This is a genomic window from Streptomyces sp. NPDC102437, assembly GCF_044765565.1.
Taxonomy (GTDB): Bacteria; Actinomycetota; Actinomycetes; order Streptomycetales; family Streptomycetaceae; genus Streptomyces.
In genome coordinates this window covers 129,982-147,606 of the sequence record NZ_JBIWKI010000003.1, presented here as the reverse complement: position 1 = coordinate 147,606, position 17,625 = coordinate 129,982, and the positions used below count along the sequence as shown (strand labels likewise).

20 protein-coding genes, 1 pseudogene and 1 riboswitch are annotated in these 17,625 nt (G+C 71.0%); of the genes and pseudogenes, 9 read left to right on the top strand and 12 right to left on the bottom strand.

Going from position 1 to position 17,625, the window contains the following annotated elements; all coding sequences use genetic code 11:
- The first annotated feature begins 98 nt into the window (after positions 1 to 98).
- Entirely contained in the window at positions 99 to 950 is an 852-nt protein-coding gene (locus ACIRJP_RS05680; protein ID WP_404168464.1) for a TIGR02452 family protein, read from the top strand.
- Here the strand turns inward: ACIRJP_RS05680 and ACIRJP_RS05675 are convergent.
- From ACIRJP_RS05675 to ACIRJP_RS05665, 3 genes and pseudogenes are all read right to left on the bottom strand, one after another.
- Positions 935 to 1,402: a type II toxin-antitoxin system PemK/MazF family toxin gene (locus ACIRJP_RS05675; RefSeq protein ID WP_404168462.1), complete on the bottom strand. Its 468-nt coding sequence runs from the start codon at positions 1,400 to 1,402 to the stop codon at positions 935 to 937. The two genes, ACIRJP_RS05680 and ACIRJP_RS05675, sit on opposite strands and share 16 nt — an antisense overlap.
- 93 nt (positions 1,403 to 1,495) lie before the next feature.
- Positions 1,496 to 2,439, bottom strand: a pseudogene (locus ACIRJP_RS05670) (SPFH domain-containing protein).
- A gap of 117 nt (positions 2,440 to 2,556) precedes the next feature.
- The gene (locus ACIRJP_RS05665) at positions 2,557 to 2,775 is read right to left on the bottom strand and encodes a hypothetical protein (protein WP_404168460.1); all 219 of its coding nucleotides are present in this window, start codon (positions 2,773 to 2,775) and stop codon (positions 2,557 to 2,559) included.
- Positions 2,776 to 2,824: 49 nt separating this feature from the next.
- Between ACIRJP_RS05665 and ACIRJP_RS05660 the strand changes: the two genes are divergently transcribed.
- Both ACIRJP_RS05660 and ACIRJP_RS05655 read left to right on the top strand, forming a co-directional pair.
- Positions 2,825 to 3,847, top strand: a complete 1,023-nt coding sequence (locus tag ACIRJP_RS05660) for a LacI family DNA-binding transcriptional regulator (RefSeq protein ID WP_404168458.1) — start codon at positions 2,825 to 2,827, stop codon at positions 3,845 to 3,847.
- An 89-nt stretch (positions 3,848 to 3,936) separates the two neighbouring features.
- The gene (locus ACIRJP_RS05655) at positions 3,937 to 4,347 is read left to right on the top strand and encodes a hypothetical protein (protein ID WP_404168456.1); all 411 of its coding nucleotides are present in this window, start codon (positions 3,937 to 3,939) and stop codon (positions 4,345 to 4,347) included.
- A gap of 116 nt (positions 4,348 to 4,463) precedes the next feature.
- Here ACIRJP_RS05655 and trxA read toward each other — a convergent pair whose 3' ends face one another.
- Entirely contained in the window at positions 4,464 to 4,835 is a 372-nt protein-coding gene (gene trxA / locus ACIRJP_RS05650) for a thioredoxin (protein ID WP_383716239.1), read from the bottom strand.
- A gap of 117 nt (positions 4,836 to 4,952) precedes the next feature.
- Here trxA and ACIRJP_RS05645 point away from each other — a divergent pair, with 117 nt between their 5' ends.
- Entirely contained in the window at positions 4,953 to 6,398 is a 1,446-nt protein-coding gene (locus ACIRJP_RS05645; RefSeq protein WP_404168454.1) for a dihydrolipoyl dehydrogenase family protein, read from the top strand.
- Between the two features lie 751 nt (positions 6,399 to 7,149).
- Here ACIRJP_RS05645 and ACIRJP_RS05640 read toward each other — a convergent pair.
- Complete coding sequence (locus ACIRJP_RS05640) at positions 7,150 to 7,758, bottom strand: histidine phosphatase family protein (RefSeq protein ID WP_404168452.1); 609 nt, start codon at positions 7,756 to 7,758, stop codon at positions 7,150 to 7,152.
- Between the two features lie 109 nt (positions 7,759 to 7,867).
- A riboswitch (adenosylcobalamin (AdoCbl) riboswitch) is annotated at positions 7,868 to 8,016 on the top strand.
- Between the two features lie 3 nt (positions 8,017 to 8,019).
- Between ACIRJP_RS05640 and ACIRJP_RS05635 the strand changes: the two genes are divergently transcribed.
- Both ACIRJP_RS05635 and ACIRJP_RS05630 read left to right on the top strand, forming a co-directional pair.
- Positions 8,020 to 8,235, top strand: coding sequence for a CbtB-domain containing protein (locus ACIRJP_RS05635; protein ID WP_124720415.1), 216 nt, complete (start codon positions 8,020 to 8,022; stop codon positions 8,233 to 8,235).
- 26 nt (positions 8,236 to 8,261) lie between these two features.
- Positions 8,262 to 9,035 carry a CbtA family protein gene (locus ACIRJP_RS05630; RefSeq protein ID WP_404168450.1) on the top strand — a complete coding sequence of 258 codons (774 nt, stop codon included), beginning with the start codon at positions 8,262 to 8,264 and terminating at the stop codon, positions 9,033 to 9,035.
- 81 nt (positions 9,036 to 9,116) lie between these two features.
- Here the strand turns inward: ACIRJP_RS05630 and ACIRJP_RS05625 are convergent, their stop codons facing one another.
- Positions 9,117 to 9,623 carry a GNAT family N-acetyltransferase gene (locus ACIRJP_RS05625; RefSeq protein ID WP_404168448.1) on the bottom strand — a complete coding sequence of 169 codons (507 nt, stop codon included), beginning with the start codon at positions 9,621 to 9,623 and terminating at the stop codon, positions 9,117 to 9,119.
- A 77-nt stretch (positions 9,624 to 9,700) separates the two neighbouring features.
- Complete coding sequence (locus ACIRJP_RS05620) at positions 9,701 to 10,084, bottom strand: tetratricopeptide repeat protein (protein ID WP_404168446.1); 384 nt, start codon at positions 10,082 to 10,084, stop codon at positions 9,701 to 9,703.
- A 178-nt stretch (positions 10,085 to 10,262) separates the two neighbouring features.
- On the opposite strand from ACIRJP_RS05620, the gene ACIRJP_RS05615 reads away from it, so the two are divergent.
- Positions 10,263 to 11,228: a pirin family protein gene (locus ACIRJP_RS05615; RefSeq protein ID WP_404168444.1), complete on the top strand. Its 966-nt coding sequence runs from the start codon at positions 10,263 to 10,265 to the stop codon at positions 11,226 to 11,228.
- A gap of 182 nt (positions 11,229 to 11,410) precedes the next feature.
- Here ACIRJP_RS05615 and ACIRJP_RS05610 read toward each other — a convergent pair whose 3' ends face one another.
- The 3 genes from ACIRJP_RS05610 to ACIRJP_RS05600 form a co-directional block, all read right to left on the bottom strand.
- Entirely contained in the window at positions 11,411 to 11,755 is a 345-nt protein-coding gene (locus tag ACIRJP_RS05610; RefSeq protein ID WP_404168442.1) for a hypothetical protein, read from the bottom strand.
- 866 nt (positions 11,756 to 12,621) lie between these two features.
- A complete protein-coding gene (locus ACIRJP_RS05605; RefSeq protein WP_404168440.1) occupies positions 12,622 to 13,152 on the bottom strand; it encodes a GNAT family N-acetyltransferase in 531 nt (176 codons plus the stop codon).
- Between the two features lie 102 nt (positions 13,153 to 13,254).
- Positions 13,255 to 13,401: a hypothetical protein gene (locus tag ACIRJP_RS05600; protein ID WP_404168438.1), complete on the bottom strand. Its 147-nt coding sequence runs from the start codon at positions 13,399 to 13,401 to the stop codon at positions 13,255 to 13,257.
- A 148-nt stretch (positions 13,402 to 13,549) separates the two neighbouring features.
- On the opposite strand from ACIRJP_RS05600, the gene ACIRJP_RS05595 reads away from it, so the two are divergent.
- On the top strand, positions 13,550 to 14,722 hold the full coding sequence (locus ACIRJP_RS05595) for a hypothetical protein (RefSeq protein ID WP_404168436.1): 1,173 nt from the start codon (positions 13,550 to 13,552) through the stop codon (positions 14,720 to 14,722).
- Between the two features lie 85 nt (positions 14,723 to 14,807).
- Here the strand turns inward: ACIRJP_RS05595 and ACIRJP_RS05590 are convergent, their stop codons facing one another.
- Together ACIRJP_RS05590 and ACIRJP_RS05585 are read right to left on the bottom strand one after the other, a co-directional pair.
- Positions 14,808 to 15,224, bottom strand: coding sequence for a VOC family protein (locus tag ACIRJP_RS05590; RefSeq protein ID WP_404168434.1), 417 nt, complete (start codon positions 15,222 to 15,224; stop codon positions 14,808 to 14,810).
- 164 nt (positions 15,225 to 15,388) lie between these two features.
- Positions 15,389 to 15,820: a hypothetical protein gene (locus tag ACIRJP_RS05585; RefSeq protein WP_404168432.1), complete on the bottom strand. Its 432-nt coding sequence runs from the start codon at positions 15,818 to 15,820 to the stop codon at positions 15,389 to 15,391.
- A 284-nt stretch (positions 15,821 to 16,104) separates the two neighbouring features.
- Between ACIRJP_RS05585 and ACIRJP_RS05580 the strand changes: the two genes are divergently transcribed.
- Entirely contained in the window at positions 16,105 to 17,565 is a 1,461-nt protein-coding gene (locus tag ACIRJP_RS05580) for a serine/threonine-protein kinase (RefSeq protein WP_404168430.1), read from the top strand.
- Positions 17,566 to 17,625: the final 60 nt, after the last annotated feature.

Here is a 17,625-nt window from a genome sequence, read left to right as displayed (position 1 = left end):
GGATCGCACAAGGGTGCCCCTTCGGAACGGAAATCCGGTTGCGTCCATGCCGCCGGAGCGCCGAGCATGCCCCGTATGCACCACACGGGGGAGTACTGATGAGCGCACGACTGCGCGGCATCGCGCGTGAGACCGAGGCCATCGTCGAGGCGGGCCGCTACCGCACGCCGGACGGGCGCGAGGTGAGCATCGAACGGGCCCTGACCACCGCACTCTCGGGAACCAGGCTGTACGGCCCGGAGCCGGTTCCGGTCGCGGCACTCGACTCCGACCGCACCACGGCCGTCGAGGTCACCGACGAGAGCAGCCTCCGGGCGGCGCGCCGGATGACCGGCGAAGGCCCCGGCAAGGTCGCCGTCCTGAACTACGCCTCCGCCCGCAATCCCGGCGGCGGATACCTCAACGGCGCACAGGCACAGGAGGAGGCGCTGTGCCGCGGCTCCGCCCTGTACGCCACCCTGCTGCGCGCCCCGGAGTACTACGCCCGCCACCGCGCCGAAAGCAGCGCCTTCTACACCGACCGGGTGATTCACTCACCGGGCGTGCCGGTGTTCCGCGACGACCGCGGACGGCTGCTCGACACCCCGTACACCGCGGGCTTCCTCACCTCCCCGGCGCCCAACGCCGGAGTCATCCGCAGCCGCACCCCCGAGGAGGCCCACCGCATCCCCGCCGCGCTCGCGTCCCGGGCGGAGCGGGTGCTGGAGGTCGCGGCGGTGCGCGGGTACCGCAGACTGGTGCTGGGCGCCTGGGGCTGCGGGGTGTTCCGCAACGATCCGGCGCAGGTGGCTGGGGCGTTCCGGGCGCTGCTCCTGGACGGCGGCAGATTCGCCGGGCACTTCGAGCAGGTCGTCTTCGGCATCCTCGACCGCAGCCCCGAATCAGCCACGCGGACCGCCTTCGGCCGGACGTTCGACCAGGACCCTCCGGGGCCCTACTGCCAGCCGTAGAGCTCCCGCAGCCGACCCGCGACCAGGTCGAACCTGTTCCGGTCCAGCGCACAGGCCTCACGCCGCATCCCGTCCTCGTGCACCCGCAGGACCCGGTCCAGATCGACCCACGACGGGCGGCCGGAGCTGTCCCAGGGACCTGCCCCGAGCGCCACCCACTCGCGGTCCCGGTCGTGCTGCTTGCTGGAGAGTTGTACGGCGAGCAGTGTGCCCGCCGCCTCGCGGGCCACCACCAGGACCGGGCGGTCCTTGCCGCGCCCGTCCATCTCCTCGAACGGCACCCACGTCCAGACGATCTCGCCGGGGTCGGGGTCGCCGTCCCGGTCGGGGGCGTACGAGGTGCGGACCGGCCCCACGTCGCGCGGGTCGGCCTGAGAGGTGGCGGTCGTGCCGGTGCGGCCGGGGAAGTCCGCCGAGGTGTCGATGCTGTCGTCACGGTGCTGGATGGTCATCCCCACACCGTAGGACCTGTACGGCCGGTTCCGTGGAGCGGGGCCGGTGCGCGCCCGGACCGGGAACGCACCGGCAACCGCCGCCCGGACCGATCAGGAGGGCAAGCCCCCCTCCTGATCATCCGTCACCGCGATCCGCTGCTTCCGCGGCGAGGGCGGGGCGGCCGGGGCCACCCCGTTCGCCCGCGGCGCCGGCCGCGCCGGGTCGTTCTGGCTCATCGTGGCCAGCAACTGTCGGACAAGCCCCAGTCCCGTGCCACCCATCGTCAGTGCCTTCGCGAACATGTCCGACATGCCGTCGGCCCCGTTAAGCAGCACCATGTGGTCGACCCTGCCGAAGGCACCCGCGCCCGCCTGGACGATCTCGGGCCACTTCTCGGCCAACTGCTGGGAGTCGACCGTCTCCTGGTTTTCCGTCAGGGCGGCGGCCCTGGCCTTGATCGCCTCGGCCTCGGCGAGGCCCTTGGCTCGGGCCGCCTCCGCCTCCGCCTCCGCCAGCCCCTTGGCCTGAGCCGCGGCGGCCTCGGCCTCACCCGTGGCCCTGGTCGCGGCCCGGGTCTGCCCGGTGAGTTTCTCCCGGTCCCGGATCATGTCCTCGACCGTCAACCCGCCCACGATGGTACGCAGATGACCGGCGAAGACGTTGTGGACCCGCTCCGACATCAGCTTCTGCTGATCGAGGAAGCGCCGGGCCGCGTTGGCGATCGACACGAAGTCGTCGCCCACCTTGAAGATGACGACGCCCGCACCCGCAGCGGAATCCCCTGATGCGTGACGCAATCGACGGAGAGTTCGGTCTCGTCGAGATCCAGGGACATCTTCCGCACGGCATGGTCCCCGGGCAGGACGAGGGTGCCGTGACCGGTGACGATCCGGAACCCCATGCCCCGCACGAGGCCCTCGGTCTTGTGCTTGGAACCCGAGATGACCAGTGCTTCGTTCGGTTCGGCCACCCGCCACATCAGCTTGAACAGGCCGAACAACACCATGATGGCGGCGAGTACGAGGCCCGCCGTGACGCCGATGACCACCGGCATGCGCCCCCTTGTCGCGGCACCCCGTCGGTACCGCTGAACACGGGGGAGTCTTCTCCTGCTCGCGGCGGTACAGAAGACGCGTGCGGATCCTTGCCGAATCCTTGTCGAAGAAATCCGTCAAGAACCCCTCGCTCGGGCCTCAACTCCCGTACGCGGCGGCAGGTGATCCACCACCGTCACCACCGTGCCCACCTCGATGCGCTCCTGCCCGGGGGCCGGATGCGCGAGAAAGTGCTCGGCGCCGCCCCGGATCTGTACCATCACCTCGCCGACCGGTTCCGGCCCCACCGCCCCGGTCACCCGGCCGAGCAGCCCCCCCATCGAGGAATCATCCATGCCCCGGAGCGTACCCACGCACAACGGGTCTGGAAGACTGCCGGACGCCATGAGCCAGTTACCGAACCAGCCCACCCAGCGCCCCGTCCCCACCAGCGCCGACGTCGCACGGCTCGCCGGGGTCTCCCGGGCCACCGTCTCGTATGTGCTGAACAACAGCTCCACCGTACGGATCAGCGAATCCACCCGCCGCAGGGTCAGGGAAGCGGCCACCGAACTGGGTTACGTACCGCACGCGGCGGCACGGAGCCTGCGCGCCGGACACACCCGCATGGTGCTCCTGCCCACCGTGGCCTTCCCGACCGGTCCGCTGCACCAACGGTTCTTCCACGACCTGGAATCGGGGCTGCGCCGCCTCGACTACACCGTCGTCCAGTACGGCAGCACCGGCCTGGACCCCGACGACGCACCCCGTGCCTGGGCCGAACTCCGCCCCGTCGCCGTGATCGCCCCCGGCACGATCCCCCTCGGTCAGCAGGGGATATCCGTGCTCAGGCGATCCGGGGCCAAGGCCGTGATCACCCTCGGCCCCCGGCCCGTGCCCGGCGCCCACGCACTGGTGATGGACCAGCGGGAGGTGGGCAGCTGCGCGGTCGGCCATCTGCTGGAACGCGGCCGGCGCCGCATCGGCGTGGTCATGCCCGAGGAGAGCGGCCTCGCCCTGTTCGCCGAGCCCCGGCTGACCGGGGCCCGGCAGGCCGCGCAGCTCCACGGGGCGCGGGCCGAACCACTGCCGCTGCGGTACGACGAGGAGTCGGCCGCCCGGCTCGCCGCCCGCTGGCGCAGCCTGGACCTCGACGCCGTGTTCGCCTACAACGACGAATACGCGATGCTCCTGATGCGGGCGCTTCAGGACGCGGGCATCGACGTGCCCCGCGAGGCCGCCGTGGTCGGTGCCGACGACCTGATGCTGGGCAGGCTGCTGCGGCCCCGGCTCAGCACCGTACGGATGGAGCTGGCCACGGCCCAGCCACTGGCGGACCTCGTCGACAGGCTGGTACGAAACCCCGGCGGGACACCCGAGCACCACGACCTGTTGCGGGTCAGGGCGGTGGGGCGCGAGTCGGCCTGAGCCGCCGGGGCCGGGCGCGGCGGCCGGACCGCACCGTGCCCCAGCGCGGCAACGTGCGCACCACCCCCCGCATGCCTAGCGTCATGACCATGAGCCATCCGCAGAGTTACGAGATCCTGCTGGTCCCGCGATTCGCCGAGGAGACCACCACCGGCGCGGCGAAATCGGGCGCAGCGGAATCAGAGGCCGCCGAATCGGAGGCCGCGGAACCCGACGCCGCCGAATCCGCTGCCACGGAATCCGACGCCACCGCGCCCGACGCCGCAGGGTCCGAGGCCGAGGTCCCCGAGCCCGGCGGGGCCATCCGCTCGGCGGTCGTGTCGGCGACCGGTGAGACGGGCGCGTCGGGTTACCCCCGGTATTCCGGCGAGGGTATCGTTGCCGACATCGACCCCGAGACACACGCGGTCGAGGCGCTGCTGGTCGACGGCGCCGAGCTGTCCTACGGCCTCTCGGCCCGGGTCAAGGAGACGGACGCGGGGAGCGGCGCCGACCGCTGAGACCGCGCCCCGGCCCCGACCCGGCCGGGCATGACGAAGGGCCCGGCCGGGTCGGCCGGGCCCGTCACTCGCGCGCAGAACGCGGGGCGCGCACGAAGCGCCAGGATCGTGCGAGCCTACTTCTGGCCCTTCTGCTGCTCCTCGATGGACTTGCGGACCTCGTCCATGTCCAGCTTCCGTGCCTGCCCGATCACATCCTCCAACGTCGCCTCAGGCAGCGCTCCGGGCTGCGCGAACACCGCCACGTTCTCCCGGACGATCATCAGCGTGGGAATGGAACGGATCTCGAAGGCCGCCGCCAGCTCCTGCTGGGCCTCCGTGTCGACCTTGGCGAAGACCAGGTCGTCGTGGCGCTCCGACGCCGCGTCATAGACCGGCGCGAACTGTCGGCACGGGCCGCACCAGGAAGCCCAGAAGTCGATCAGGACGAAGTCATTGTCACTGACGACCTGATCGAAGTTTTCCTTGGTGAGCTCAACGGTGCTCATTTTCTGGTACCTCTTCCTGTGCTGCCCGCTGGGACCTGTCCCAACAACGGTGTCTGTACCTGCGCTATTCCGCCTGCCCATGTGGCCGCCGCGCACACCCCCGACCAGACTGTCCCCATGACAGATCCTTCAGCGAACGTGAACGCCGAGTACGACGTCGTGGTGATCGGTGCGGGTCCGGTGGGCGAGAACGTCGCCGACCGGGCCCGTGCCGCCGGGCTGAGCACCGCGGTCGTCGAGGCGGAGCTCATCGGCGGCGAATGCTCCTACTGGGCGTGCATGCCCAGCAAGGCCCTGCTGCGCCCGGTGGTCGCCCGCGCCGACGCCCGCCGCGTCCCGGGCCTCAGCGACGCCGTGCAGGGGCCGCTGGACACCGCGGCGGTCCTCGCTCACCGTGACGCGTACGCATCCAACTGGAAGGACGACGGGCAGGTCGCCTGGCTGGAAGGCGTCGGCGCGGACATCTACCGGGGCCAAGGCAGGCTCACCGGCGAGAAGACGGTCTGCGTCACCGCGCCCGACGGCACCGAAAACCGGCTCACCGCCCGCCACGCCGTCGCCGTCTGCACCGGCAGCAGCGCCGTCGTCCCCGACCTCCCCGGCCTCGACGCGGCCCGCCCCTGGACCAGTCGGGAGGCGACGAGCGCCAAGAAGGTGCCCGGCCGCCTCGTGATCGTCGGCGGCGGAGTGGTCGGCGTGGAGATGGCCACCGTCTGGCAGGCCCTCGGGGCCCGGGTGACGATGCTGATCCGCGGCAAGGGGCTCCTGCCGAAGATGGAGCCCTTCGCCGGTGAGCTGGTCGGGCAGGCACTCACCGAGGCGGGCGCCGGCATCCGTACCGGGGTCTCGGTCGCCGCCGTACGGCGCGCGGTCCCGGACGGCCCGGTCACCGTGGAGCTGGACGGTGGTGATCACATCGAGGCCGACGAGATCCTCTTCGCCACCGGCCGGTCCCCGCGCACTGATGACCTCGGACTCGAAACGGTGGGCCTGGAGCCCGGCAGCTGGCTCACCGTCGACGACAGCTGCCGCGTCGACGGCACCACCTGGCTCTACGCGGTCGGCGACGTCAACCACCGGGCGCTCCTCACCCACCAGGGCAAGTACCAGGCACGCATCGCGGGCGCCGCGATCGCCGCCCGAGCCGCCGGCGCACCGCTGCTGGAGTCCGACTGGGGCGCCCACGCGGCAACCGCCGACCACGCGGCCGTCCCCCAGGTCGTCTTCACCGACCCGGAGGCGGCCTCGGTCGGCCTCACCCTCGCCGCGGCCGAGCGGGCCGGCCACCGGGTCCGGGCCGTCGACCACGACCTCGCCGCGGTGGCCGGTTCCGGCCTGTACGCGGACGGATACCGGGGCCGTGCCCGCATGGTCGTGGACCTCGACCGGGAGATCCTGCTCGGCGTCACGTTCGTCGGGCCGGGCATCGGCGAGCTGCTGCACTCGGCGACGATCGCGGTCGCGGGCGAGGTCCCCATCGACCGGCTCTGGCACGCCGTTCCCGCGTACCCGACGATCAGCGAGGTCTGGCTGCGGCTGCTGGAGGCGTACCGGGACGCGTAGCCGCCCGGGGCGGGCCGGCGGTGAGGACGGCGGCCAGCGGTGACTCGGTGCACCGCGGGGCGGTGAGCGGGACGCGGATGCCTCCAACGCGGCCCGGTTGTAAGGGTGTCGGGGTGCGGTGAGCGGTTCGGACGTCGGTCCCGTCGCCACGGCCGGACTGTTCCGCAGCACCGCGGTGCTGTTCGCGATCCGTGCGAGGGCCCGGCCCGAGACCTACCCGGGACTGCGTTCCTTCTGTGCACATGGCTGCATTCGCGGTCCACACGTCGGCGACGGGGAGCGCCTCGATGGTGCGACGGTGGCCGGCCAGGGCATGGACGGGCAGAGGCCGGTTGACGCCCCAGCGGACGGCGTTCATGGCTGTACGGACTGCTGTCGGTCGCGGATCTCGGATTGCGCGACGGCGACTGGGCGGCGGTGCCCCGTCGGCGACGGGTGGCTTCGTCGTGCGCTCAGCGCCGGCCCACGGACCAGCGGCCGTAGTGCTCGGCAAGGGCGGATGCCATGGCATCCGCCCAGAGCCTGCCCTTTCTCCAGCTCCGGTCACTCGTCGCCGGGGCCCCGCCGGGAATGCCGGGGCGGCCGGGTGTCCGACCGGCCCGGCCCGAGGGACCGCACCACCTGCGGCGCCGACGCGCTGTCGAAGGGGTGACGGGCGGGGTCCACATCGTCCCAGGTCGGAAAGCGGGTGCCGGCTCGACAACCACCCTGTAGGCCTGTGCTTCCACCCGACTGCGACGCAAACGGATTACTACCGGGCGGGGTCGGGCGTGGGGGACAACGGCTGTCCGCACCGCAGGTTCCACCGGGCGGAACGCCCGCTGAGCGCGGTCAGGGTCAGCGGGGCGACGTCCAGCCGCCAGAACGCCTCCACCGGCAGAGCGAGTGCCGCCACCATCATCGCCCGCACCACCGCGGGTTCGACGACGCCCAGCACGCGGCGCGCCCCGGCGCTCTCGGTGGACTCCGTCGTCCCCACCGTATCCAGCCAGTGTTCGGCCCGGAGGCAGAGATCCAGCAGGGACTCGCCGCCGTGGGGAACCGCCGACGGATCGGTCAGCCAGGCCGACACCTCCTCCGGCTCGGCCGTGCTCACCGCTGCCAGCCTCCGACCGCTCCACCGGCCCATGTCCCAGCCACGGACCGCCTGTTCGGGCTCGGCACGGAGCCCCAACGCGTCGGCGGTCCCGGCGCACCGCTCGGACGGCCCACGCAGATACCGGTCGGCGGTGGGCACTGCCGCGGCGACGGCCCGCGCCCGGCGGGCCCCGGCCGCGTCGAGCGGGGCGTCACCGTCGAAACGGGCCTCCCGCAGCGCGGCGTTGAGCGCCGGTGAGATCAACATCACCTGTACGGTCATGACCCGGTCAACTCCCTGAACTCTGGCCCCATGGGTGTGCCCACCATGGCATCAGGGCGGTCCGGCCGCCGTCGGCACCATGGCAGGGGGCTGCCCCCAAGGAGTATCGTCACGACGAGCATGACGTAGGTGTGACGGAAGTCCGGTGAGAATCCGGCACGGTCGCGCCACTGTGAACCCGTCTCCGTGCGGGAAGTCAGACCCAGCACCTACGTCTCAGGCACCACGATCGGGACGCGTGTTCCCTCAGGAGGTTCTGCCATGGCACAGACTGCTGCCCCCGCCACCGCCGTACCGGCGATCACCCCCATTTCCCTGAAGGCCATCGCCCCTTGGGCGGTCTTCTTCGGCATTCTCATGCTCGTACTGCTGTACTTCGTCGGCGCCGAACAGGGCGCCACCGCGGTCATCTCCGGCGAAGGTGTCCACGAGTGGGTCCACGACGGCCGCCACCTCCTCGGTTTCCCCTGCCACTGACGTACCGTCCGATCCCGGGGAAACTCATGAACTCCATATCTGTCAGAGCCCTGCTCGTCCGCGGCATGCTGGCCGGCCTCGCCGCGGGCGCGCTCGCCCTGCTGGTCGCCTACTTCCTCGGTGAGTCGCGTGTGGACGCGGCCATCGCCCTGGAGGAATCGCACAGCCACCACCATGGCGGCGGCGAGGAACTGGTCAGCCGCACCGTGCAGTCCACCGCCGGCCTCGCCACGGGTGTACTGGTCTTCGGCGCCGCGATCGGCGGCATCGCCGCCCTCGTCTTCTGTTACGCCCTCGGCCGGATCGGCAGATTCGGCCCGCGGGCCACGGCCGCGCTGATCGCGGGTGCGGCCCTGCTGACGGTGTACGTCGTCCCGTTCCTGAAGTACCCGGCCAACCCGCCGGCCGTCGGCAACCCCGACACCATCGGCCGGCGTACCGCCCTGTTCTTCCTGATGGTCGTCCTGAGCGTGCTGCTGGCCGTCGCCGCGGTCATCCTCGGCAAACGGCTGGCTTCCCGCCTGGACAACTGGAACGCGACGATCACGGCATCCGCCGCGTACGTCCTGGTGATCGGGCTCGCCTACGCGTTCCTGCCCTCGTACAACGAGGTCGGCAAGGACTTCCCGGCCGCTCTGCTGTGGGAGTTCCGCCTGAGCACCCTCGCGGTGCAGACCACCCTCTGGGTGGCCTTCGGGCTTTTCTTCGGCTGTCTGACGGACCGGCTGCTCGCACCGGGCACCGGCGCAGGCACCACCGCGAACGGCGGCGCCGGACGGGTGGCCACCGCGGCCGACTGACCGGCACCGCCCACGCGGGCCGACGACCGGAACCCCGCCGGGACCTCCCGGCGGGGTTCCGGCGTCCCGCCCCGCACCGGCTCACCGCTCGGGCCGCGGGCCACAGTCGATCCGGTAGTACTTCAGCCGCTCGTCCTGCTTCACCAGGCGCATGCCGACGGCTTCCATGACGCGCTGGGACGCGGTGTTGTCCAGGTCGCTGTCACCGTGCACGCAACTCACGCCCTGCTCACGGGCGAACAGCAGCAGGGCGCGCAACGCCTCGGAGGCGTATCCCATCCCTCGTGCCGAGGGGACGAGGCCGTAGCCGATCGTGACCTCCCCGTTCTCGTCCGGCGAACCGTGGAATCCCATCCCGCCGATCACCAGCCCGTCGGTGCGGCGCCGTATCTCGTACGAACCGAAGGGGCTGGGATCGCCGGTCGTCGCACAGGTGTTGAGGAAGCGCTCGGCCGCGGCCATCTCGCCGGGGGACGGGTAGCCGGGTGCCCAGCTGTCCCCTTCGCCCGGCGTGCCCGAAATCACGCGCAGGGCGTCGGAGCCGTTCATCAGGCGGAGCAGGAGGCGCGGAGTCTCGATGTGGGTCATGAGGGAGTGAACTATCACGCGGGGCGGGCAGGCGGCATCCCTGTTTTGCCGGATGCCGCCGTGACGCCGATGCCCGCTCACATGCCGGCGGGCCCCCCGGTGCTGGTCCGCCCCGGGCCGGAGTCGAAGTCACCGGAGAACGCCGCAGCCATCCGCAGATGACCGGCCGCCTCCGCGGCCCGCCCCTGCCGCTCAAGGGTGCGGCCCAGCATCAGCCGCGCGTAGTGCTCCACCGGGTCGAGCTCCAGCACCGCCCGCAGCTCCGCCTCGGCCTTTCCCAGCCGCGCCGAGTGGTAGTAGGTCCGGGCCAGCAGCAGTCGCGGCGACACCTGCTCCGGGACCTCCTCGACGAGCCCCTCCAGAATACGGGCCGCAGTCATGTACTCCTTTGCCTCGAAGAACATCTGCGCACGGTCCCAGCGGTCGGCAGCCGTGCCGAACTCGTAGTAGGTGTCGCTCACTTGACCTCCTTGGTCACAGACCGTTCAGGGGTGGTGCCCCGTCTCGTCCAACCGCCGGCCGAGCCGCTGCCCGGCCACCCTGTGATTGCCTGAACCCCACCTGGTGATTGAATATTCCACTAAATTCTCGGCGTGGGTACCGGCGCTCCCGCGGCTGCTCGGGAATAGGTTGAGCGCCATGAGCAATCTCGATCGCCAGGCCACACTCTCCGTCTGCGGAGGACGGGGCTTCGTCGTCGCCGAGCCCGTACGGGAACTCCTCGCCCCCCGCCACGTCCGGCTGGGCGAGTCCACCGAGGTCCGCAGGCTGCTGCCCAACCTGGGCCGCCGGATGGTCGGTGCCTGGGCCTTCGTCGATCACTACGGCCCCGACGACATCGCGGACGAACCCGGGATGCAGGTGCCGCCGCACCCCCACATGGGCCTGCAGACGGTCAGCTGGCTGCACGCCGGCGAGGTCCTGCACCGGGACAGTCTCGGCAGCCTGCGCACGATCCGGCCACGCGAACTGGGGCTGATGACCTCCGGCCGGGCCATCAGCCACTCCGAGGAGAGCCCGAAGGCCCACGCGAGGTTTCTGCACGGCGCCCAGCTCTGGGTGGCGCTGCCGGCCGCCCACCGCCAGGTCGAGCCCCATTTCCAGCACCACACCGACCTGCCGACCGTCTCCGCCCCGGGCCTTGTCGCCACCCTGATCCTGGGCGAACTCGACGGCACCACCTCGCCCGGCACCACGTACACCCCGATCGTCGGCGCGGACGTCTCCCTGGCCGCCGGTGCCGAGGCCCGACTGCCGCTCGACCCCGACTTCGAGTACGCGGTGCTCTCCATGTCCGGGCACGCCGAGGTCGACGGCGTGCCAGTGCCCGCCGGCTCCATGCTCTACCTCGGCTGCGGCCGCACCGAACTCCCGTTGCGTGCGGACAGCGACGCGGGCCTCATGCTCCTCGGCGGCGAGCCCTTCGAGGAGGAGGTCGTCATGTGGTGGAACTTCATCGGCCGGTCCCACGAGGAGATCGAGGAGGCCAGGCTGGCGTGGGCGGAGGGCTCCCGCTTCGGCGAGGTGACGGGCTACGACGGCGACCGCCTGCCCGCCCCCGAACTCCCGCCCGGACCGCTCAAACCGCGTGGTCGGGTACGTTGACGTGGCCTTTTGTGGCCTGCGCCGACTTTCGGGTCAGGGAGCTGGTGCTGCTCGCGGAATTTCGTCGAGCGGCATCGAATGTGCTGGCCGCTGGTGGCATGCAGGCATCCCCGAGACGACCCTGGCCTGACCCGATTTGGCCGGTGGGGCGGGGCGGAGCCCCGGTGCGGCCGGACCTGTGGTCAGGTTCGGGATGAGGTGCCCGAGCCGACCTCGACGTTCCGGGTGGCGGAGTGTTGGAAGGGGACCTCGGGGTTGTCCTTGCCCTGGCCGTCGAGCAGTGGGGCATCCTCGCTGCGCAGTTGCTTGTCGAAGAAGGCGCTCATAGTCACGGGTGATCTCCGCAGCCCGCTTGCCGCCGCGGCGACCGCGAAATGCGGCAGCCACCTCAGCGGCCTCGGCCCGCCCATAGGCGGCATCGGCTGCGGAGCCGGCGTGAACAGATCCTTCAGTACGGCATGGAGCGCTCCGCGCACTGTCCCCTTCTCCGCCCTGTCCATGCGATCAGTATCGTCCAGTTCGTTCATGGGCCGGCTCCCTGCCGAAGTTGCTGTGGGCGGACGGGGGCAGGCCGGCAAGTCGGACATCAGTCACCTCCCGGGCAGCTTCACAAACAATGCGGGCCAGGTTCTTCAGGGACACCGAGCGCGGTGCGAGGCAGTCGCTGTGTCCCGGACCCGTGCCGCGGTGCCCCACCGGGTCAAGGATTCCGTAGCGGTGGCACAGCAGTGAGATCCGTGCGCCGTTGTTGACCCGCCTCAGGGAGGTGCGGGAGTGCGGGGCCTGGCAGCTGCCGAACCCGGACCACATGGTGCGGCGACGACCACCGCTTTCATCACACCTCGACGCAGCCGGGTACCTCGGGTTCGGATACTCACGGCACTTCCACTCCAGACGTTCATCTGGAGACGAGGCTATGGAGCGTACTTGGTCGTCTTCCTCACGCTGCGGAGCCGTCTTCCCGTCTGGCTCTCAGGTATGACGGCGTCGCGAAGCGAAATTGCCATGGGCAGGGCCTGGGCGTGCCGACGGGGCGTATGCACGGTCGAGGCCGGCGGCGAGCCGCGGTGTCGGCGCGTTCACGGGCGACAGGCCAAGGGGGGAGACAACCGCTGTCACCGCCCCGCGACATCTGCACACGTCGGCACCGGCTGCGCAGGGCAACGAGGGCAGTCGCGGCCCGGTCGCATGCCGACCGGTTTTCCCCTGGCCCCCAGCGCCGACAATCTTTCGCACGCTGACGCCGGTGCGGGCAGGAATCGGCCGATCGAGGGGAGTTCAAGCGCAGGCGTCCTCGAAGGAATAGGTGGAGCGCGCCTGGCGCAACATCACCCGATACCTGCCCGCTCCCTCACCGGCGCTCGTCTGAACAACGAGTCGCAGGAACGGGCCTTCACCGACCACATGAGCAACGAACGCCGAACCACTGTTCGGCGCCATGGGCCTCGTACCGCTCCACCTCGATGAACCCCAGCTTCGCCGCGAGGCGCATCGAGCGGAGGTTGGCGGTCTGGGTGGCGAGCACCACCGGTTCGCCGGGAAGCGCTTCGGTGAACCAGTCGAGTACCGCTGCGCACGCCTCGGCGGCGTACCCGTGTCCCCACGCCTGCGGCAGGAACAGGTAGCCGAGTTCCGCTCTCCCGGCAGCCTGACGGAGATGTCCCGTGTCTTTGGCGAGCGTGATCCGGCCGATCATCGCTCCGTCGAGATCGACTATGAAAAGGCCGGGGCGCCGGCTGGGTGTCCTGGGCATCGCGTGCTCGAGCTCGTCACGGGGGCGAGGGCCACCGAGGTAGGTGCCCACCTCCGGCGAGGCCAGCAGCTCGATGACCGCGGCGCGGTCCCGGGCCTCGGGCTCACGGAGCACAAGTCTCTCGGTCTTGATCGGGGCAGGCGGCCAGGCGATGGGTCCGAGCTCGGTCATGCCGGTCAGCCAATCAGCAGGCTCGGCAGGGATCAAGATTCGCGGGAGGGCCGCCTGTTTCATGGTCGGCAAGCCCGACCACCGAGGGGCCCGCTCGACTTCTCAACCCCCTGGCCGGACCGCCGACTCCTGCCGGCGCCGGTCGAAGAGCACCTGCTGGTCGACGTGCACGATCAGGATGTCGTGGCTGTCGATCGCTTCAGAGATTCTCGACCCGCCGGTGATGGAGTTCCCCGCCCTGTCGGCCACGCATCCGGTGGACTACTGCAAGAGCATGTCCATCATGACAGTTCAGCGGCGCATTTCGTAGGACGGAACGCACAGTTCGCGAGCCTTGTCCGGTCCGCTCCCTGACTCCCAGAATCTCCTTCGTGCATCACCCGGAGACAGGGGGAACATGGGGAAGATCGATCACGACGCGGTACTGCGGGCCCGAGTGCTGCTGCTGGGTTCCGGCCGACCGGGCCTGCTCGAACAGGTCCATGCGTACCGGGTTCTGGCGGAGGTGAGCCCGAAGGCGTATCTCCCGAAGCTGGTCGATGCGCTCCTCTCGATGAGCTATCGCAGCCGGGACCCGGAGGTGGACCTGGTGCTGGCCGCCGAGGCGGTCGAGGCGGGCCGGAGGATCGAGGCCGGGACGCCGGCCCGGGAAGAAAGGCTGTGCAGGGCGCTGAACGTCTACCAGTCGGCCCTGTTCGCCCTTGGGCGCCGGGCGGAGGGACGCGCGGTCTGCGAGGAAATGGCCGAGGCCGGAAAGAACGGGAGGCTGGCGAAAATCCTGGCCGAGGAGGGGCGCTTCCGGGAGGCCGCAGACCTCAACGAGAAGGCAGTCCGTAACGGCATATCGGAACCCTCCTTCTGGAACATGGTCGAGTGGGCGGCGAACCTGGAGGGCGCCGGCCTGCACGACGCGGCAACGGCCGTCTTCCGCGAGCTCCTTGACGAGACCCGGCGCAAGGTCGCCGGCCGGCGGACGGCTCTGGCCGTACTCACCTGGGAGCTGGTCCACCTCTCCCGGATGCGCGAGGCCGCCGGGGACAGGGCGGACGCCGCGGCCACCCGGCGGGAGGCCCTGACCGTCCTTGACGAGCTGGCGACGACGGGCGAGCCGAAGGACTGGAGCTGCATCCTCGCGTGGTGGGTCACCCTGTTCGCCCTGTCGGGGCGGGGCGACGAGCCGGCTGCGAGCGCCGATTCCCCGATGCCGCCGTTCGGCACCGACCTCGGATGGTCGAGCGACACGCGGGATGCCTTTCTCGGTACTCTGCCAGACCTCGAAACGGAGGCGGCGGGACTGCGCGAGGCCGGCCGACTGCCCGAACTGGTCGACCTCCAGCGCAGAATCAGCATCCGCGCGGCCCTCCGCGAAGGCAATCACCCCTACCGGTTCGAGGAGGGGTTCAAGCCGTACTTCGACCAGAGCGTGGAGCTCGCGCGCCGCCTGCCCGACGATCCTGCACGCCTCGCCCGGGCCTTGACGGACCGTTCGATGTTCCTCGTCGCCGCGCGGACCTTTGAGCCCGCTCATGCCGACTTCGCCGAGGCCGTCGCCCTCCTCGACATCCGGTAGTCCCGCTCCGGGCCGGGCGCCTTCCCGCTGCCGGGCGGCCCGGCCGGCCTCGGCGGCGACTCGAGAACGCCAGAACATGATCGCGTCACGGGCTCTCATGGCCTGCACGCGTGCAGGGACGCTCTCCTCCTGCCCGCGTGCAGGCCGTACCTGTTCCCCGGCTCAGGCAGGTCCTGTCAGGCCCGGTCAGCGCACCCGCCTCCGTGAGACGGGCCTGCACACGGCGCAGCTCGGCCAGGGTGTCGACCTCCCAGGCCAGGTGATACAGCCCCACCGCCCCGGCACCGTGGCCGCCGGGTGCCGTGTCCCGGGACTGGAACAGTCCCAGGTCATGGTCGTTGGCGGAGTCCGCCGCCTGCAGGAAGGCGGCCCCGGGGAACGCCTGGGGCAGCGCCCTGAAGCCGAGGACGTCACAGTAGACGGCCGTACTGCGCGCCACATCGGACACGAACAGCACGGTGTGGTTCAGCCGATGGACCGGCATGGTCGGGATCGGCTCCATTTCGCGAAACGGTCTGCGGTCACAAAGAAGTATCCGGTGCCGGCCACTCGGCCCCGCGCCTGGATGGGCAGCCGCTCCGATGGGCGACACCCCGGCCGGCATCGATTCCACGGGAGAACGGGCCATCGGTCGGGCCGCGGGGCCGTGCCGGCATGTGCGGATGTTCAGAGTGGCGAGCTGTTGTGTCCGCCGAACCATGCCCGGGTTTCTGGCTGGTTGGGTCGGACGAGGGCAAGGATCGCGGGCACCAGCCAAGCGATCCCGAGGATGGGCATCACCTGGAAGAACACCACGGTGAAAGGCAGAGCGGTCCAGCCGTACGCGAAGGCCGAGGTCCGCAGGCCGGGGTTGCGGGTGGGGAACTTGAGGGCGGTGATGATGCCCCAGGCCGCGATGGCCAGCACGAGGATTCCCGCGAAGACGACCTGCCCCGAATGAGCCTCGCCCTGCGTCCGGCCCCACGGATTCGGCTCGCCCTCGCCCCAGATCGACGTGGCGATCGCCACGCTGTTGCTCACCAGAGCGAGCCCCAGCACGGCCTGCATGCCGCCGAGGACCATCATCAGGACCCGCAACTTCCGTACCGGGTCGGGCATGGGGACCCCGGAGGGAGCGGGGGGACTTCCGGGCCCCCTAGGCCGTCCCTGCCCAGGGCCACCGCCGCCCGGACCGGGATTGCCGCTTGCCCGGCTGCGCTGTCCGTGCCGCCCGTTCCCGGGCCTGTTCGGGTCATCAGGTTCCATCTCGGCTCCCTCCATGACAAGCGTGACGCGCCCACGACATACTGCGGTTGCGCGGACCGGCCGTCGAGTGCGCGTCCGGCCAACGTGACGCGTGGGGAGTCCGCATACTTCGTCGATACCGAGGGGGGTGGGGGACTGTGGTCGGGGGACGCATCGGTACGTACGTGATCGTGCGCGAGCTGGGCAGCGGGGGCATGGGTTCGGTCTACCTGGGCCGCTCGCGTGCCGGGCGGGCCGTCGCCATCAAGGTGGTCAGGGCGGAGTACGCGGCGGACCCGGAGTTCAGGAAACGCTTCCGCAAAGAGGTCGAGGCCGCCGCCAAGGTGGGCGGCTTCCATACGGCGGCGGTCGTCGACGCCGACGCGGACGCTCCGCAGCCGTGGATGGCCAGCGCCTACATCGAAGGCCCGACGCTGGCCGAGGAGGTCGCCCGGCGCGGCCCGCTGGACGAGCGGAGACTCTGGGCGCTGGCCGCCGCACTCGCGGAGGCGCTTCAGGCCATCCACGCCTGCGGTCTGGTCCACCGTGATCTCAAGCCTGGCAACATCGTCCTCGCCGCGGACGGCCCCCGGGTACTGGACTTCGGCATCGCCCGTGCCGTGGAGGGCACCCGGCTGACCGCCGACCGGGCGGCCATCGGAACGCCCGGGTTCATCGCCCCCGAGCAGGCCCAGGGGCTCGAAGTCACCGGCGCCTGCGACATGTTCGCGCTGGGGGCTGTGCTGGTCGCGGCGGCGGGCGGCAGTGCGTTCGGGGAGGGGCAGGTCTTCGGACTGCTGTACCGCGCGGTCCACGAGGAGGCGGATGTCTCCGCCGTCCCAGCGGACCTGCGGCCGCTCGTTGCCGCCTGTCTGCGGAAGGAGCCCGAACTGCGGCCCACGCCAGAGAAGTTGGTGGTCGCGTGTGCCGACCGGATCGACCTGACCGTGGTGGCGCCCGGCGAACCCGCACCGACGCCACCACGGCCCACGCCCCCGGCGCCGGCCCGGCCCCGCGCGGCGACTCCGCTCCGGCCACCGGGGCAGGCAGCGCTCCGGCGCCGCTCCGCCGCCCGCTCCGGGGCCGAGCCCATCGCCTCCTACCTTCGCAGCAGGCGGAGCCGGAGGGTACTGATCCTGCGGAACGCGCTGATGATGCTCGCCTTCGTCGGAATCTCGGCGATCGGTGATCTGCTCCGCATCGGCGACGGGGCGAGGGCATTGGCCGGGTTCGTCGCGTTCCTGATGCTGCTGCGGCTCTTCGGCCTGCTGGGCCAGAACGACGGACTCGTGGTGAACGACCTCGGCATCGGAGTCGGCTCCGCCATGAGCCTGGCGGTGCTGCGCTGGGCCGACGCCTATGCGGTCGAGCTCGGGCAGGAGGCCGGAGAAACCGTGCTGATGGTGCGGATGCCCCGGGGCCACCGGCTGCCCGAGGCATTCCTGAGACCCCGATGGGTACGCAGGCGCAAGGACGGAACCATCCGCATCCGGACCGCATGGCTGACTCCGAGCCCCGGCACGGCGCCCCTTGCCGAAACGGTCCGCTCCTTCGCCACCCGCCATGAGGTACCCGTCACCGAGAACCACGACGGCTCCTGGACGGGCGAGTCCAGATAGGAGGACGGTCGTCCCATCCACAGCGTTCCTGCGAACCCGTCGTCGATCTCCACATAGAGT

Excerpts from the sequence above, each read along its gene's own strand:
- ACIRJP_RS05615 (WP_404168444.1), top strand. The coding sequence starts at position 10,263 with ATGAGCAATCTCGATCGCCAGGCCACACTCTCCGTCTGCGGAGGACGG.
- ACIRJP_RS05675 (WP_404168462.1), bottom strand. The coding sequence starts at position 1,402 with ATGACCATCCAGCACCGTGACGACAGCATCGACACCTCGGCGGACTTC.
- ACIRJP_RS05645 (WP_404168454.1), top strand. The coding sequence starts at position 4,953 with ATGACAGATCCTTCAGCGAACGTGAACGCCGAGTACGACGTCGTGGTG.
- ACIRJP_RS05610 (WP_404168442.1), bottom strand. The coding sequence starts at position 11,755 with ATGAACGAACTGGACGATACTGATCGCATGGACAGGGCGGAGAAGGGG.
- ACIRJP_RS05665 (WP_404168460.1), bottom strand. The coding sequence starts at position 2,775 with ATGGATGATTCCTCGATGGGGGGGCTGCTCGGCCGGGTGACCGGGGCG.
- ACIRJP_RS05595 (WP_404168436.1), top strand. The coding sequence starts at position 13,550 with ATGGGGAAGATCGATCACGACGCGGTACTGCGGGCCCGAGTGCTGCTG.
- ACIRJP_RS05605 (WP_404168440.1), bottom strand. The coding sequence starts at position 13,152 with ATGACCGAGCTCGGACCCATCGCCTGGCCGCCTGCCCCGATCAAGACC.
- ACIRJP_RS05590 (WP_404168434.1), bottom strand. The coding sequence starts at position 15,224 with ATGGAGCCGATCCCGACCATGCCGGTCCATCGGCTGAACCACACCGTG.
- ACIRJP_RS05680 (WP_404168464.1), top strand. The coding sequence starts at position 99 with ATGAGCGCACGACTGCGCGGCATCGCGCGTGAGACCGAGGCCATCGTC.
- ACIRJP_RS05640 (WP_404168452.1), bottom strand. The coding sequence starts at position 7,758 with ATGACCGTACAGGTGATGTTGATCTCACCGGCGCTCAACGCCGCGCTG.
- ACIRJP_RS05655 (WP_404168456.1), top strand. The coding sequence starts at position 3,937 with ATGAGCCATCCGCAGAGTTACGAGATCCTGCTGGTCCCGCGATTCGCC.
- ACIRJP_RS05660 (WP_404168458.1), top strand. The coding sequence starts at position 2,825 with ATGAGCCAGTTACCGAACCAGCCCACCCAGCGCCCCGTCCCCACCAGC.
- ACIRJP_RS05635 (WP_124720415.1), top strand. The coding sequence starts at position 8,020 with ATGGCACAGACTGCTGCCCCCGCCACCGCCGTACCGGCGATCACCCCC.
- ACIRJP_RS05625 (WP_404168448.1), bottom strand. The coding sequence starts at position 9,623 with ATGACCCACATCGAGACTCCGCGCCTCCTGCTCCGCCTGATGAACGGC.
- ACIRJP_RS05585 (WP_404168432.1), bottom strand. The coding sequence starts at position 15,820 with ATGCCCGACCCGGTACGGAAGTTGCGGGTCCTGATGATGGTCCTCGGC.
- trxA (WP_383716239.1), bottom strand. The coding sequence starts at position 4,835 with ATGAGCACCGTTGAGCTCACCAAGGAAAACTTCGATCAGGTCGTCAGT.
- ACIRJP_RS05630 (WP_404168450.1), top strand. The coding sequence starts at position 8,262 with ATGAACTCCATATCTGTCAGAGCCCTGCTCGTCCGCGGCATGCTGGCC.